Genomic DNA, 15,039 nt, shown 5'->3' with positions numbered 1-15,039 from the left:
TGTTTAAGTAGAGGATGATGCACCCAGACAAGCCGCTAGCGCCTGTTCAAGTTTTGGATATTGAAAGCAATAGCCTGCTTGTTCTAACGCTTGTGGTTTAACATATTGCCCATTCAGCACCAATTGCGATTGCTCGCCCAATAACCAACGCAAGACAAAAGCAGGTAACACCAAAAATGGACGACGTTTTAAAAGCCGAGCTGCGGTTTCGGCAAAGTCTTGCTGACTGGTTTTTTCAGGTGCAACCACATTCAAAATTTTGGCGTCTACAGGTTGCGTCATTAACCAGTGAATGGCCTGTAAAACATCTTGTATATGCACCCATGCAACAGGCTGCCGTCCATGCCCAATCCGCCCGACGGCATTTAAACGAATTGGTAATAACATTTGCGGTAAAATGCCACCACCGCGCCCAAACACCACGCCCAAGCGCATAATTTTAGTATTTTGCTGGCTGAAGCTTAACGCAGCCTGTTCCCATTGCTGGCACAACTGCGACATAAAAATATCTTGTGCTGCACTGTGTTCGGTACATACTGCTGACCATTGTTCCTGCGGGTCAATTCCGTAATACCCCACTGCCGAGCCTGAAATAATACACTTGGGGAAAATACGGCGCTTTTCAAGATATTGATATAAGTGCAGTGTGGTCTGAACTCGACTATCAAGCAATTTTTGTTTGCGTGCTGCTGTCCATCTGCCCTGCCCAATACTTTCTCCCGCCAAATTAATCACATAATCAATTTGGTCGGTGTCGAGTTCATCTAACTGCTGAATCCAGCGTAATTGTGGATGTTTGGATACTCGATTGGGCTGTCGGGTTAGCCCCACCACCCGATAATCCTGTTGCAATAAAAACGGCAACAATTGTGAACCAATAAAACCACTTGCCCCTGTTACCAGTACCAAAGGTTTATGCATCTTCCAATCTCAGCATGATGAAAAATATAGTTTTAGCTATACGTGATTTAGACTGAATGTTCAAGTCTAAGCAAATCATCATCACATAACTGATCATGTATATTTGAAGAAAATCAGATATTAACAACTTCTTTTATCAGCCAAACATTTTAACTGCCATACGCTGTGCCTGTTTACCATAAAACCAATAGGTCAGCAGATACAATGGAATTGCGATCAACAAGAACATGATCACCACCACACTCATAAATTGCGGCTGTTGCAAATACTGTAAAAAATCTTGCCAAATGCTTGGGTTTTGGCGAGAAAATATCGCCAAACCTAATAATAAAAACGCCAAGTTATAGCCCCAAAAAATCAGGCTAAATCCTAAAGTAAATGTCTTGCGTTCCTTGTCATTCGGCGCACGGCGTTGTTGTTTTAAAAACTTATACAGCACTAAAATCATGGCAACCAAATAAGGCACCGCAGTTAAAATCCCGCCTACACCCGCAGGTAATAATGCAGCCAATACGCCACAAATACAGGTCATCACAAAGCAATACAAGAAAAACCAGATAAAATAACGGCTTAGCGATACCATAAAGATGACTCAGACAAAAGATTCAGCCTAGTATAAAAAAAATTGATTTTTTTTTCATGAAATTGTCAACCGAATACAAAAGCCTGACGTTATATAGGCTACAAGGTCACAACAACCGTTAATGTGTATGGCATCCACAATATTTTCGGTGACCTGACTAAAGCAATAAATCGCATACAGTCATGCTTTGAACAGCAGCCAAAGCTTTACTGTATCGCAAGTTTTTCTTTGACCGACGATTTCATCATCACTCGAATCGTCGGTCTTTATTTTTTAAGGTCTTTTTTTAGCCTTTCTAACATCAGTATTTTAACTCTCTATATTTTTCTATACAGATCACGACAGATTTTACTTTCCCTTCTCTTTAAAATCTCTGCGACCTAAATTGTCGCTTTAAAAGCAGAAAACTGGTTTTTTGCCGCAGTGTTGCGCTCAGTTATGTTAAGTTATCCCATAATTCAACATCAAGATTGGAACACGCATGGCTGTTCATTTTTTACATACGTCTGATTGGCATTTGGGGCAATTTTTCCATCACCATGAACGTGAATATGAACATACTGAATTTTTAAATTGGCTCTTAACTCAAATTAAAAGCAAACAGCCGAATGCCCTGCTCATAGCAGGCGATATTTTTGATGTGGTCAATCCTGCTTCGAGCGCTCAGAAACAACTCTATCAATTCCTTACCGATGCGCATGTGCTTGCTCCACACATGCAAACCTTAATGATTGCAGGCAATCATGACTCTGGGTATCGCATTGAGCAAGTTGAACCCTTTTTAGACCGCTTCAACGCCAAAGCTGTGGGCGTGATTGGTAAAACAGCCGAGCAAAAATTAGATTTAGATAAACTCCTAGTGCCTATTTATGACGCTGCGCAAAATATTGTGGCATGGTGTCTGACCCTGCCCTATTTACGCAGTGCAGAAATTACAGGTTTAAATGAACATAGCAGTGACAATCAATCTGCGGTTGCTTACTTACATCAACAACTGATTGCAGAAGCCAAAGCCCGTAAACAACCCGATCAAGCCCTGATTTTAATGTCACATGCACACATGCAAGGTGGCGAAACTTCCGACTCAGAACGCCCAATTGTAGTGGGGAATGAAGAAGCCTTATCGACTGCGCTGTTTGATGAGGTGATTGACTATGTCGCACTCGGACACTTACACAAACCGCAACAGGTCGGACAGCCACACATTCGCTATAGCGGCTCACCCATCCCTTTATCATTTAGCGAGCTGAATTATAAACACCAAGTCCTTGAAGTTAGGATTGATCCATTACAGGCAGATGCACAGCGTTTCCAATATGAAAGCTTGCTTATTCCACGTACGGTAGAGCTGCTTCGGATTCGCTGTGAACTTTCTGAATTAATCACCGAACTGAATAAATTGCCAAAAGATGAAATTGCAGAAGTTTGCGCACAGCATTTTTTAGAAATTGAATATATCAGCGATGCCCCGCCACCCATTGATTTACGCCAACAAATTGAACAAGCACTGCCTGCCAACCGCTATCGTTTACTGCGCATTGCACGACGCTTTCAAAACTGTGAAAACTCGAACGTGCAACAATCAAAAATTGATTTAGAGCCGCCTACGCCTGAAAAATTATTTTTAGATTTATGGGAAAAAATGGGCTATCAACCTGACCCAGAAGTGAGCCAAGATTTTTTACAGCTTTTGGCCGAAGCCCAACAAGAACTTGATCAGAATAAAGCTTAAGGATTTGCCATGAAAATTTTACGTTTAAGTTTAAATAATTTGGCATCTTTGGCAGGCACGCATGTCATCAATTTTGAAGATGAGCCACTGGCACAGGCAGGTTTAATTGCAATTACGGGCAAAACTGGTGCAGGCAAATCGACTTTGCTGGATGCCATGTGTTTGGCACTTTATGACGAAATTCCACGTTTGAGAGGTGCTACAGGCAGTCTGACCGATACCGCAGGCAAAGAAATTTCCTTAAAAGACTCTAAACATATTTTACGTCGTGGTACGACTTCTGGCTTTGCAGAACTTGAATTTATCGCGCTCGATCAAAAACGCTATTCGGCACGTTGGCAAATTCGCCGTGCACATAACAAAGTGGATGGCAACTTAAAAGTTGAACGTGCCATTACCTGCCTAGATGAGCAACGGGTTTTAAATCAAAGAATTTCTGAAGCTACGCCAATTGTAGAGCAGTTGATTGGCCTTAGTTTTGAGCAATTCACACGCGCAGTATTATTGGCACAATCGGAAGTTGGGGCATTTTTAAAAGCCAAAGACCATGAACGGGCAGATTTACTTGAATATTTAACCAATTCGCAAATTTTTACCGAAGTCAGTAAACGTGCAGCCGTTAAATTTAGTGAAATTAAACAAAAGCGAACAGATCTTGAAAATGTCATGGGGCATGTGGTGCTCCTCAGCGATGAAACACTAAAAGACTTAGAAACCCAACAACATGACCTAAGTCAACAATTAGCTTTGCTGACCCAAACCGAAAAACTGTATGAAAATGATGTGAAATGGCACAAAGATTGCCATGAACTCTATGCCAGCACCCAAGCTAAAAAAGAAATATATGATGTTCAAGTCGATGCCGATCTTAAACTCGCCTCTCAAAAACAATTGCTCAAACATTTAGATGAATTTCAAACCATCCGCGAGCAATTTGTCTTGCGTCAGCAAGCAGATACCGAGCTAAAAAATCTGAATCAGCAGCTTTTGAAATTTGAACCAAACTTGCAACAAGCGGAATACGCACAACAGCAAGCGATTAGTCAGCAACAGCAAGCGGAAAAAGACCTTCAGGCATGGCAGCAGCATGTTGAACAATTGAAACCACAACTTGAAATTGCGGCACAGTTACAACATGAAATTTCTAGCAAACTTCAACAATATACCGCTTTGGATGCTGTACAAAAATTATTTGCAGAGCAGCAAATTCAGCCTGTGCAAAATAATTTGAAGCAACTGACGACTCAACTTGCAACCGAGCAACAACTACAGCAACATTTACAACAGCAATTCAAACAGACTGCGGCATGGGCAAATTTTGATGATAATTTAGCCCTTACGTTGCAACGTCTGCAAGATTATTTGCAGCTTGAACAGCAGCTACGTCAGCAAAACCCTACGCTGTTCCAATCTGCATTAGATACTTTAATTGAGCAACAACAACATACACAGCAACAACTGTTGGTTTGGGAAAAACAATATCAACATCCTGAACAACTTGAGCAGCAACTCACGGCAGAGCAACAGCAATTACAACATGCTTTAAAGAGTGTGCATGTTTTAGAGCGCTTGCAACAGGCACTTGAACAATGGCAACAACAGACCACCCTATTTGAGCAGTTACAACAGCGTCAGCAAGAAACTTTAAGTCTGCAACAGCAGACACAGACTCAAATTCAAACCCAACAGCAGCAAGTGCAAATTACTGAACAAGCCTTGCAACAATTACAGCAGATCTTTGAACAGCAGCGTTTATTGCAGCATCAAAGTGTGCAGGATTTACGTGCCCAATTAAAACCGAATGAAGCCTGTATGGTCTGCGGCAGCCATGAACATCCGTTTATTCAGCATGAAAATTTACTCAGTGACGCTTTAAACCAATTGCAGGATCAGCAATTGCAGCAGGCCAAAACTGAATTTGAGCATGCGCAAAAACAGCTACAACAATTGGAGCGTGCTCGCAGTCAATACGATGCAACTTATCATCAACAACAACAACGCAGTCTTGAACTGCAACAGCAACTTGAACAACAACAGACATTGGTGCAACAGCTTGCAACATCCTTATCTTTAGATTTGGATGCAGCGCTGCCTGTTGCAAAGCAAATTGAACACGTACAGCAACATTGGGCAACAACACATCAATCCACTCAACACTTGCAGCAGAGTATTCAACAAGCAAACGATACCCTGAAACAATGGCGCAATGCTGCACAGCAGGCAGAACAACTCAAATATGCTATTCAACAACGCCAAGACCTCGCTCAGCGTTTACAGCCTATTTTGTCGCTTTTAGATGCAGAACAAAGACACGCTTGGCTCAATCAACCGATTGAATACTATCAAAATGCCTTACAACAGTTAGAGCAACGTCATCACTTGCAGCAGCAGCAAGTTCAACTGAGCAAAACGATTGAACAACTGACTCAACAACAGCAGCAAGTGCAAGAAAAGTTGCTATTTTTACAACAGCAACATGCAGAGAAAACCCTACAACTGCAGCAGATTAAAACTGCAGGAAGTGAGCTGCGTGATCAAATTAAGCAGCTTACAAGAACTCATGCGGGATGTGAATATCAGACCTATCAAGAATGGCAGCAGGCTTTAGATCAGCAACAACAGCAACTCAATCTTGCACTTAGCACACAACGAACTGTACTTAATCAAGCAGAACAGGTGTTAAAAGACTTACAACTGCAAAAACATGGTTTGGATAGTAGAATTCAACAGCGCATGCAGCAACACACTGAATGTCAGCAACACATTGCAACGTGGCAAGCGACACACACGCATTTTCAAGCCAGCATCATTGATAAATGTTTACAGATTTCTTATGCCGAACATCAGCAAATACGCAACATGCTGCAGCAACAACAAAACAGTTTGGAGAGTGCTAAAGCGGCTTGGCAAACATTGGAAGAGCAATATCAAAAACACTTAAAGCAACAGCCACAACTGAGTTTTGACGAGGTCACCACGCAACTGGCAGCGCTACAAACAGACAAAGCCAAACAACAGCAAAACTATAATGAGATTGAGGCACAGCTACGCCTGAATAGCACCAATCAAGGGATTTTTGCTACCTATCAAACTCAAATTGAAAATATCAAAGCTGAAGAATATCGTTGGGGACGTATTTACGATTTAATTGGGCATAAAGAAGGGACAAAATTTAAGAAAATTGCCCAAGAACATCACTTGGATATTTTGGTGGAATACGCCAATCAGCAATTGCTACCACTGAGTTCGCGTTATCAATTGCATCGTATTCCAGACAGTTTGGGGTTAGCGATTATTGATTTAGATATGAACAGTGAAATTCGCCCTGTTCTGTCTTTATCGGGTGGCGAAACCTTTTTGGTTTCTTTAGCTTTGGCACTGGCAATTGCCAATATGGCATCTGGCTCAATGAAACTGGAATCGCTATTTATTGATGAAGGCTTTGGCACTCTCGACCCGACTTCCTTGCACATGGTGATGAATGCCTTAGACCATCTGCAAAGTCAGGGACGTAAAGTGGTGCTGATTTCGCATATTCAGGAAATGCACGAACGAATTCCTGTGCAAATTCAAGTCAAACCAGTGGGTGCAGGGGCAAGTGAAGTCAATGTGGTGGGTTAAAGCCAATACTGCCTAAAATCTGAAGATTATTTGTCGATTGAAGAATTATTGAGATGACTGTGAGATTTCAGATTTTAGGCTTCCATGAAGTTGTATTGAATTTATTTTAAAATCACCCACACTTTAAGTACTTAATTTTATGGATATAAAAACGATTATTCTCTTTGCTGTATTGCCCAGTTTAAGTATTATTTTTCTCACATGGTTAATACGTTTCCCTAAACCTTGGGTTTTTAAAGCGGTTTTAATTTTTGAAATCATTCTCACCGTCTGCACTTTAGTCATTGAGTTGGATGCAAGAAAAACACCTGGAAATAGCGGTTGGACCATCATTTTCACAGGCTTCTTTCAGTTCTGTTTTTTGCTATTTTTACTGATTGCCCGTATTCGAATCTGGATAGAAAATAAATCTTGAATGTCTACTTCACCTATTTACTGGACGGAAGTGGCGCTTTCTAAAAATAGTGAAGGTTATTAAAAATAATCTACACAAGCCAAAACTTTGACAGCTTTACAGTATACATAACTAAAAAAGCCTCGACATCCTGTCGAGGCTTTCTAGATTCAGTTTTTGGTATAACTCCTGTCGTACCAAGCACTTCCGTGTTGTTCTATTTCTTATTCTTCTTATTTAGGAAACTCCCTGTTTCCCGATAAGTTCATATTAAGAAAATCCAACCTTCAGCACTAGCCGCAAAATTCCGCATTTCATGTCAGCCAAAACGTACAAGATAATGTTTGCAAAATCTTGGCAGATTCTTTGTTCATCTAGCAATTAAGCCTTGGAATAGTCACGTGCGCCAAACAATGCTGTACCAATCCGTACCATAGTTGAACCTGCTGCAATTGCGGCATTTAAATCGCCCGACATCCCCATACTCAAAGTATCCCAATCTTCAGGTTGTGCATGTTGTGCTTTCACTACATCAAACAATTGTTTGGCATCTTGAAAAGCTTGAGGATGATCAGGTGCAGGAATCACCATCAAACCGCGTAGTTTTAAATGCGGTAATTGGCTGATCTGTCGCACTAATTCTGCAACTTCGCTCGGCTGACAACCATCCTTCGTGTCTTGCGCATCAATATTTACTTGTAAACAAATATTCAGGGGCACTTGTTGAGCATCGCGCTGATTCGATAAACGCTCGGCAATAATCAAACGATCTACCCCATGCACCCATGCAAATTTTTCTGCCAAATGTTTGGTTTTATTGCGCTGCACATGCCCAATAAAGTGCCATTCAATTTCTAAATCACTCAGGGCCTGCATTTTATCCAAAGCTTCTTGCAAATAATTTTCGCCAAAAGCGCGCTGCCCTGTCGCATACATTTCACGCAAGGCTTCACTCGGATGAGTCTTAGACACTGCCAACAATTGCACCGTATTTGGCTCGCGCTGTGCCAACTGGCATGCCTGTTGAATTTGTTGCAAAACCTGAGTGCGCATAAGCTGCAGATTATTCATTGATGCATTTCTCATTTCATTCATCTTTTTTTACCTTGTCCAGCAACTAACAGTTGGTTAAGCTGATGGAAAGCCGTATTATTCTATCAAAATAATTAAGATTTAATTGATCTCGGGGACTTTCATGGATATTACAGAATTATTGGCGTTCTCCGCTAAAAACGGCGCTTCGGATTTACACTTATCTGCGGGCATGCCACCACTGATTCGTGTGGATGGTGAAATTCGTCGAATTAACTTACCAGCATTAGAACATAAAGAAGTACACAAATTAGTGTACGACATTATGAATGATAAACAACGTCGTGATTATGAAGAAAATCTAGAAACGGACTTTTCTTTTGAAGTCCCAGGCGTGGCTCGTTTCCGTGTGAACGCATTTAACCAAAACCGTGGTGCAGGTGCAGTATTCCGTACCATTCCTTCTAAAGTTTTGACCCTTGAAGATTTAGGCATGGGACAAATCTTTAAAGATATTTGTGAATATCCACGTGGTTTGGTATTGGTGACAGGCCCAACGGGTTCAGGTAAATCAACCACACTTGCCGCGATGATTGACTTTATTAATGACAATCGCTACGACCATATTCTGACCGTCGAAGACCCAATCGAATTTGTACACCAATCTAAAAAATGTTTGGTTAACCAACGAGAAGTACACCGTGATACGCATGGCTTTAACGAAGCATTACGTTCGGCACTGCGTGAAGACCCTGACATTATTCTAGTGGGTGAGATGCGTGACTTAGAAACCATTCGTTTGGCACTGACTGCTGCTGAAACGGGTCACTTGGTATTTGGTACGCTACACACCACCTCTGCAGCAAAAACCATTGACCGTGTGATTGACGTATTCCCTGCCGAAGAAAAAGACATGGTACGTGCCATGTTGTCTGAATCTTTACAAGCCGTCATTTCACAATCCCTGCTCAAGAAAAATGGTGGTGGTCGTGTAGCTGCGCATGAAATCATGATTGGTATTCCTGCAGTGCGTAACCTGATTCGTGAAAACAAAGTAGCTCAAATGTACTCGGCAATTCAGACAGGTGCCAACTACGGTATGACTACCCTCGACCAGAGTTTGAAGAACTTGGTATCGCGCGGTGTGATTAGCCCACAAACAGCTCGAACGGTTGCAAAACAATCTGAATCATTCTTATAAGTTTAAAATTCGAGATACGCGATGGACTTTAATGATTTACTGAATTTAATGATTCAGCAACAAGCATCAGACTTGTTTATTACAGCCAATGTTGAACCTTCCATGAAAATTCATGGACAAATTGTACCTGTGGCAAAAAGTAAGCTCACAGGTGAAATTATCGGTCAGTTACTTAACTCAATTATGAGTGAAAAACAGCGCAAGGAATTTGCCGAAACCCGTGAATGTAACTTTGCGATCACCAACCGTGAAAAAACAGCACGTTTTCGTGTCAGCGCATTCCAGCAACGTGATGAGCCAGGCATGGTACTGCGTCGGATTGAAACCAAAATTCCGGCCATGGATGACTTGAAACTTCCTCCTATTCTCAAAGATTTGGCGATGACCAAACGTGGCATCATCATTTTTGTAGGCGCAACGGGTACTGGTAAATCGACTTCTTTGGCGTCTATTATTGGTTACCGCAACCAAAACTCTAAAGGTCATATCATCACCATTGAAGACCCGATTGAATTTGTGCATGAACATGCGGGCTGTATTATTACCCAACGTGAAGTCGGGATTGATACCGATTCCTTTGAAATCGCATTAAAAAACACCTTACGACAAGCGCCTGATGTGATTCTAATTGGTGAGATTCGTTCCCGCGAAACCATGGATTATGCCATTGCCTTTGCAGAAACGGGGCATTTGGTATTTGCCACCCTGCACGCCAACAATGCTAACCAAGCCATTGACCGTATTATTCACTTCTTTGAGGCAGACCGTCATAACCAGTTATTCATGGATTTATCACTAAACCTGAAAGCAATTGTGGCGCAGCAGTTAATCCCGACCATTGATGGCAACTCACGACGAGCTGCGATTGAAATTTTAATTAACTCACCATTAGTTGCAGATTTAATCCGTAAAGGTGATGTGCATGAAATTAAAGACCTAATGAAGCGTTCACGTGAATTGGGTATGCAAACCTTTGACCAAGCTTTATACGACCTCTATAAAGCCAAGCAAATTAGTTATAAAGATGCACTCAAACACGCCGACTCGCCAAACGATTTGCGTCTACAAATCAAACTTGCCGAAGAAGGGGGCGAGCGCTTGTTACATGCAACCTCGAATATTACTTTCGATGGGCAATAACAACGCTTAAACACAAAAAAATAGGCTTGCATACGTAAGCCTATTTTTTATACCTACAGCAAATTATTTCTTGCGCAACGCTTCACGACATTCTGGCGCATCACAATAACCATATAAATTCAGCGAGTGCCCTGTGAGCTCAAAACCAAATTTCTCTGCCACATCATGCTGTTCTTTTTCAATAGTATCATTAATAAATTCAACCACTTTGCTACAGTTCAAGCAAACTAAGTGGTCGTGGTGATCTTCCTGCATGATTTCAAACACAGAATGATTGTTCTCAAAATTATGACGCTCAATAATGCCTGCAGCTTCAAACTGTGTTAACACACGATACACAGTTGCTAAACCTACATCTTCACCCTGATCGAGTAAAGTTTTGTAGATATCTTCTGCACTTAAATGATGTTGTTTTGAATTTTCTAATAATTCTAAGATTTTAATTCGTGGAAGGGTAACTTTAAGTCCAGCTTTGCGTAATTCTTGATTTGAAATAGGCATGAAAAAAGGTCTCTCAACAAAATTAAAGTTGGAATATGCAACAAAGTTAAGATGCAGTATGATCTAACACTGGATCAAGATCAAATGCATCATAATTAATTTGGGATAGTGTAGCAAAATGCAAAAAATCATGTTGACGTTATTGGTCACTTCACTGCTCGCAGGCTGTTCGACCTTGGGCGTTTATAAAGTCGATATTCCACAGGGTACACCTTTAACCCAAGCTCAAGCGTCTAAAGTCCAAGTCGGTATGAGTCATCAACAAGTCCGCTTTTTGCTGGGCAGTCCTACCATCGCCGACCCGATGAATCCATTACGTTGGGACTACATTTACAACTATATCCCAGGAACTTATGCTAAAAAAGCCAAGATCCCTGCCGCGCATGGTCAGCATTTGAAAATCTTTTTCAATCAAAATGGTATTGTAGAAAAAGTTGAAGGATTGGAAACGATTCCAGAATCTCAACCAGGTCTACCAGGATCGAAAGAAGCGATTCTCAACGCGCCACCACTATAGCCGCTTTAGAATAAAAAGAAACCCCTCACTGAAATTCATCTGAGGGGTTTTTTAAATCATTGCAATTGTCTCAAGCGATTGCTTTTGGCATAACGCCCTACTGGGTTCTTTGCGGCACGTTTACGACGAATATCTTTCGGATTAATGGTCAAAGCACGATAAATCTCAACCCGATCACCTGCTTGTAATACATGCTGCGGCTCAACCCGTACGCCAAAAACACCCACCATCAACGGTTCAGGCAATGTCGTTGCTGTCACAAGTCCACTTTGCTGGATTGCATCCAGTACAGTCATACCCTGCTGAAATGCGACTGCCACATGCCATTGTTGTTCTGGTGTGGCATACGCCACCCAAACCTGCGCCACTTGAATCATGCGATCCACTGTCCAATTAACGCCACCATCGCCACTACGATAGATACAGGTAACACCACACGTACCGCAATACGCCAAATGTTATAAAAGGCTTCACTGCTAAAGTTCATGGCTTTACGCAAATGGCTGATTTTCATAATCCAGCCTGCAAAAATTGCGTAAATCAAACAAATAACTAAGCCCCAAAGCAATAAGGCAAAATTAAATACAGGACCAATGGCAGGAATTGCCCAAACCAAAGTTGCTGCAATCAATACAATCCACTGAATCGCAACCGCCATTTGACGTTGTGCCAATTGTTCACGTGCCAATTGCAATAGAACCGCTGCTGCTGCAACAGTTGCCACCACCAAAGCCAACGCTGGAATTTGTGCTTGCACAGCAAAGAATGCAAAAGCAACGACTGCCAATAGCTGTGCAATCCAAATTGGCAATACCGTTGAGGTTGCTGCAGATTGTTGCTGTACTTGCGGCAAACTGGTTTGCCAGTACAAGCCCATGCCTAAACCACTGGCCACCAAAGCCAAAACGGTTGCACTGCCCCATTCACTAAACTCGATTGAGGTGACTTGCCATGCAGGAAGTTCTGAACCCATCACCATTGCTAAAACCAAAGCCGCCACAATAGCAACAGCTGTACACAACAATAAAATTTGACGCGGAACTAATGACAATGCCAGTGCTAAAACAGCCACAATCACAAATAAGACATGACTAGCCAAGTCTGCAGCGGCATATTGATTTAAAATTTGCGCAGCATTAGACAACAAACCGCCTGCTAAAAATGGAATGAACACCACTGCAAGCCAGCCCACCAAACGCCATTTTTGAGAAGCATCGGCATCACGGGTTAAACTTGAAAGTGCTTGTAATGCTGTCGTTTTTGAGCGTTTGGCTAAGGCAATTTCCAAATAAGTAATCGGTAATGCCAAAATCAGCATGGTTGCTAACCACAACAACCAAAAGTCGAGCTGGCGCTCAACCTGAATACCTGTCATTGGTGCGAGTGTGGCAATAATAATGAATGATAAACCAAATGCCATCAGCGGCGATAACCATCGTGACATAGCATTGTCCTGCATGACGCTGTCCTAATAAAAATCTACGGCTATTTTGCCTTTGTCATCAAGGAAAAGCAAAACCTCAAAAAAGAAAAAAGCAAACTATCGTTAGACAGTTTGCTGCGCAAATTTATAATTTTTATTCTTTCATTTTTTATGGCTTCAGACTTATGAGAAGAAACGAGCGAACCAACCTTTACCTTTCTTCTTCTCATTTTCCTTAATAATGCCCATCATATTCTCTTTCACAGCACCAACATAATCGGCGTCATCGTGTTGAATATGATTAATTAACCATTTTGATAAGACTTCATGCAATTCGCCTTCAATGGATTGTCCCATTTCAAAACGATCGCGATAAGACTCAATTTTTTTAATGAATAAATCATGCACACGTTTATGTGGTACGCGGTATTTATAACCCGCTTCTTCTTGTAATGATTCTTCAAACGTAAAATGCGACTGGGTGTAATCAATAATATTATTTAAAATCTGCTTTACACGTGCTCGATCTGTACCATCGCTAATTTCAACAATTTCATTAATATAATCGAGGATACGTTTATGCTGATCGTCAATCACATCGATACCAGTGTTGTATTCTGGAACCCATTTCATCTTCATACGACCACCTTACAGAAATAAATGATTAATCACATTGCGGAATGGTAGCCGTATTTCCCATAAATAAAAATGAAGCGAATTGGTAGGGATTGGTTTAAATCGCACAAAAACAACACAAGACATTGATTTAAATAAATTTTAACAAAAATACCCGACTAAAAGAATCAATTATTAATTAACCAATTTATACATTTTCATTCTTGATTTAATTGAATTATACAATAATAAAATGAATATTTTTCAACCACACATACCCGTATAAATTAGTATTGATCCGCTTTGGTGATCCGTCTTAATTCTGGATTTAAACGCTCACGTTCCAAACGCGCAATATGTGTCATTTGGGTTTTAATTGGGCGTCCATGTTGAAATAAAATCATTTCACCTGGCTGAAATGCTGTCCATGTTTCATTTTGAGTCAAGGGTTCAGTGGTAATCACTGCCACACAATCCTCTGCTGTGGTGACTTGGCTAAAATCAACCTCAACATCTAAATCAATTAATTGTGCAGGCTGAAATGGATAAGCACGCACCAACCAATGTAATTTGGTCACCGCATAACTAAATAATGCCTGACCATTGGACAAACAAAAATTAAAAGTGCCATGTTCTGCAATTTTAGGAGAAATTTCGGCTAACAAGTCAAAAATTTGCGTCAGGCTCGGTTCATCATAACCAAAACGATTTACCAATTGATCTAACAAATAACAAAATGCACGTTCACTGTCGGTATTGCCCACAGGGGTAAAACGACCTGATAAACGTGGATGAAAGTCATGTAAATCACCATTATGGGCAAAAATCCACTGGCGTCCCCACAACTCACGACTAAACGGATGTGAATTTTCTAAATTAATTTTGCCTTGTGTCGCTTTACGAATATGGGCAATCACATTACGCGATTTGATGGGATAGTTACGGATCAATTCTGCAATGGGTGACTCCACTGCAGACTGGTTATCGACAAATAAACGGCAAGCTTTATCTTCAAAAAAAGCAATGCCAAAGCCATCAGAATGATCTGAGGTGATTCCTGCGCGCTGCGAAAATCCCCGAAATGAAAAGGTAATATCGGTAGGTGTCGCACAATTCATTCCAAGCAACTGACACATAAGGCCTTATCTTTATACAAATAATGAAATTATCTGATTATTGTGCATCAGCCATGTGGATAATTCAAATCTGAAAAATATAAATAGATTTCTACAGTACCACTTCATAGATATGCAGTGCTGTAGAAATCTCCGCTTAATTATTCTAGTTAACCCCAGTTACGGATAAGCCAAAGATTTAATCACATGAATTTTAGGCTTATTCTTTTGGCAAAGTTGATAC

Annotated in this window: 14 protein-coding genes; 6 read left to right on the top strand and 8 right to left on the bottom strand. The window is 41.1% G+C overall.

What is annotated here, in order from left to right; all coding sequences use genetic code 11:
* Positions 1-3 precede the first annotated feature (3 nt).
* Both CF596_RS09350 and CF596_RS09345 read right to left on the bottom strand, forming a co-directional pair.
* Complete coding sequence (locus tag CF596_RS09350) at positions 4-921, bottom strand: TIGR01777 family oxidoreductase (RefSeq protein ID WP_096902271.1); 918 nt, start codon at positions 919-921, stop codon at positions 4-6.
* Positions 922-1,057: 136 nt separating this feature from the next.
* On the bottom strand, positions 1,058-1,504 hold the full coding sequence (locus CF596_RS09345; RefSeq protein WP_004975337.1) for an ABZJ_00895 family protein: 447 nt from the start codon (positions 1,502-1,504) through the stop codon (positions 1,058-1,060).
* Between the two features lie 481 nt (positions 1,505-1,985).
* Here CF596_RS09345 and CF596_RS09340 point away from each other — a divergent pair, with 481 nt between their 5' ends.
* The 3 genes from CF596_RS09340 to CF596_RS09330 all read left to right on the top strand — a co-directional run bounded on the left by CF596_RS09340 (position 1,986) and on the right by CF596_RS09330 (position 7,272).
* A complete protein-coding gene (locus CF596_RS09340; RefSeq protein ID WP_096902270.1) occupies positions 1,986-3,236 on the top strand; it encodes an exonuclease SbcCD subunit D C-terminal domain-containing protein in 1,251 nt (416 codons plus the stop codon).
* 9 nt (positions 3,237-3,245) lie between these two features.
* On the top strand, positions 3,246-6,857 hold the full coding sequence (locus tag CF596_RS09335; protein ID WP_096902269.1) for an AAA family ATPase: 3,612 nt from the start codon (positions 3,246-3,248) through the stop codon (positions 6,855-6,857).
* 139 nt (positions 6,858-6,996) lie between these two features.
* Positions 6,997-7,272, top strand: a complete 276-nt coding sequence (locus CF596_RS09330; protein ID WP_004975329.1) for a hypothetical protein — start codon at positions 6,997-6,999, stop codon at positions 7,270-7,272.
* Between the two features lie 360 nt (positions 7,273-7,632).
* On the opposite strand, the gene CF596_RS09325 is transcribed toward CF596_RS09330, so the two are convergent.
* Positions 7,633-8,322, bottom strand: coding sequence for a YggS family pyridoxal phosphate-dependent enzyme (locus tag CF596_RS09325; protein WP_096902268.1), 690 nt, complete (start codon positions 8,320-8,322; stop codon positions 7,633-7,635).
* A gap of 124 nt (positions 8,323-8,446) precedes the next feature.
* Here CF596_RS09325 and CF596_RS09320 point away from each other — a divergent pair, with 124 nt between their 5' ends.
* A complete protein-coding gene (locus CF596_RS09320; RefSeq protein WP_096902267.1) occupies positions 8,447-9,484 on the top strand; it encodes a type IV pilus twitching motility protein PilT in 1,038 nt (345 codons plus the stop codon).
* A gap of 21 nt (positions 9,485-9,505) precedes the next feature.
* Positions 9,506-10,624, top strand: a complete 1,119-nt coding sequence (locus tag CF596_RS09315; protein ID WP_096902266.1) for a PilT/PilU family type 4a pilus ATPase — start codon at positions 9,506-9,508, stop codon at positions 10,622-10,624.
* Positions 10,625-10,687: 63 nt separating this feature from the next.
* Here the strand turns inward: CF596_RS09315 and fur are convergent, their stop codons facing one another.
* Positions 10,688-11,125 (bottom strand): ferric iron uptake transcriptional regulator, encoded by a 438-nt coding sequence (gene fur, locus CF596_RS09310; protein WP_004975325.1) that lies wholly within the window; start codon positions 11,123-11,125, stop codon positions 10,688-10,690.
* 118 nt (positions 11,126-11,243) lie between these two features.
* Here fur and bamE point away from each other — a divergent pair, with 118 nt between their 5' ends.
* On the top strand, positions 11,244-11,642 hold the full coding sequence (bamE, locus tag CF596_RS09305; RefSeq protein WP_004975323.1) for an outer membrane protein assembly factor BamE: 399 nt from the start codon (positions 11,244-11,246) through the stop codon (positions 11,640-11,642).
* Between the two features lie 56 nt (positions 11,643-11,698).
* Here the strand turns inward: bamE and CF596_RS09300 are convergent, their stop codons facing one another.
* The 4 genes from CF596_RS09300 to CF596_RS09285 form a co-directional block, all read right to left on the bottom strand.
* On the bottom strand, positions 11,699-12,019 hold the full coding sequence (locus CF596_RS09300) for an RnfH family protein (protein ID WP_096902265.1): 321 nt from the start codon (positions 12,017-12,019) through the stop codon (positions 11,699-11,701).
* Positions 12,016-13,101 carry a hypothetical protein gene (locus CF596_RS09295; RefSeq protein ID WP_096902264.1) on the bottom strand — a complete coding sequence of 362 codons (1,086 nt, stop codon included), beginning with the start codon at positions 13,099-13,101 and terminating at the stop codon, positions 12,016-12,018. Before CF596_RS09295 ends, CF596_RS09300 begins: the two co-directional genes overlap by 4 nt.
* A gap of 147 nt (positions 13,102-13,248) precedes the next feature.
* Complete coding sequence (locus CF596_RS09290; protein ID WP_096902263.1) at positions 13,249-13,704, bottom strand: bacteriohemerythrin; 456 nt, start codon at positions 13,702-13,704, stop codon at positions 13,249-13,251.
* Positions 13,705-13,967: 263 nt separating this feature from the next.
* Positions 13,968-14,816: a class II glutamine amidotransferase gene (locus CF596_RS09285; RefSeq protein WP_096902262.1), complete on the bottom strand. Its 849-nt coding sequence runs from the start codon at positions 14,814-14,816 to the stop codon at positions 13,968-13,970.
* Between the last annotated feature and the right edge of the window lie 223 nt (positions 14,817-15,039).

The organism is Acinetobacter sp. YT-02 (assembly GCF_002412355.1).
Classification (GTDB): domain Bacteria; phylum Pseudomonadota; class Gammaproteobacteria; order Pseudomonadales; family Moraxellaceae; genus Acinetobacter; species Acinetobacter towneri.
The sequence above is the reverse complement of the archived record's forward strand: the minus strand, read 5'-3'. Positions and strand labels throughout refer to the sequence as shown.

Excerpts from the sequence above, each read along its gene's own strand:
- CF596_RS09350 (WP_096902271.1), bottom strand. The coding sequence starts at position 921 with ATGCATAAACCTTTGGTACTGGTAACAGGGGCAAGTGGTTTTATTGGT.
- CF596_RS09345 (WP_004975337.1), bottom strand. The coding sequence starts at position 1,504 with ATGGTATCGCTAAGCCGTTATTTTATCTGGTTTTTCTTGTATTGCTTT.
- CF596_RS09320 (WP_096902267.1), top strand. The coding sequence starts at position 8,447 with ATGGATATTACAGAATTATTGGCGTTCTCCGCTAAAAACGGCGCTTCG.
- CF596_RS09335 (WP_096902269.1), top strand. The coding sequence starts at position 3,246 with ATGAAAATTTTACGTTTAAGTTTAAATAATTTGGCATCTTTGGCAGGC.
- fur (WP_004975325.1), bottom strand. The coding sequence starts at position 11,125 with ATGCCTATTTCAAATCAAGAATTACGCAAAGCTGGACTTAAAGTTACC.
- CF596_RS09300 (WP_096902265.1), bottom strand. The coding sequence starts at position 12,019 with ATGATTCAAGTGGCGCAGGTTTGGGTGGCGTATGCCACACCAGAACAA.
- CF596_RS09330 (WP_004975329.1), top strand. The coding sequence starts at position 6,997 with ATGGATATAAAAACGATTATTCTCTTTGCTGTATTGCCCAGTTTAAGT.
- CF596_RS09290 (WP_096902263.1), bottom strand. The coding sequence starts at position 13,704 with ATGAAGATGAAATGGGTTCCAGAATACAACACTGGTATCGATGTGATT.
- CF596_RS09295 (WP_096902264.1), bottom strand. The coding sequence starts at position 13,101 with ATGCAGGACAATGCTATGTCACGATGGTTATCGCCGCTGATGGCATTT.
- CF596_RS09325 (WP_096902268.1), bottom strand. The coding sequence starts at position 8,322 with ATGAATAATCTGCAGCTTATGCGCACTCAGGTTTTGCAACAAATTCAA.
- CF596_RS09285 (WP_096902262.1), bottom strand. The coding sequence starts at position 14,816 with ATGTGTCAGTTGCTTGGAATGAATTGTGCGACACCTACCGATATTACC.
- CF596_RS09340 (WP_096902270.1), top strand. The coding sequence starts at position 1,986 with ATGGCTGTTCATTTTTTACATACGTCTGATTGGCATTTGGGGCAATTT.
- CF596_RS09315 (WP_096902266.1), top strand. The coding sequence starts at position 9,506 with ATGGACTTTAATGATTTACTGAATTTAATGATTCAGCAACAAGCATCA.
- bamE (WP_004975323.1), top strand. The coding sequence starts at position 11,244 with ATGCAAAAAATCATGTTGACGTTATTGGTCACTTCACTGCTCGCAGGC.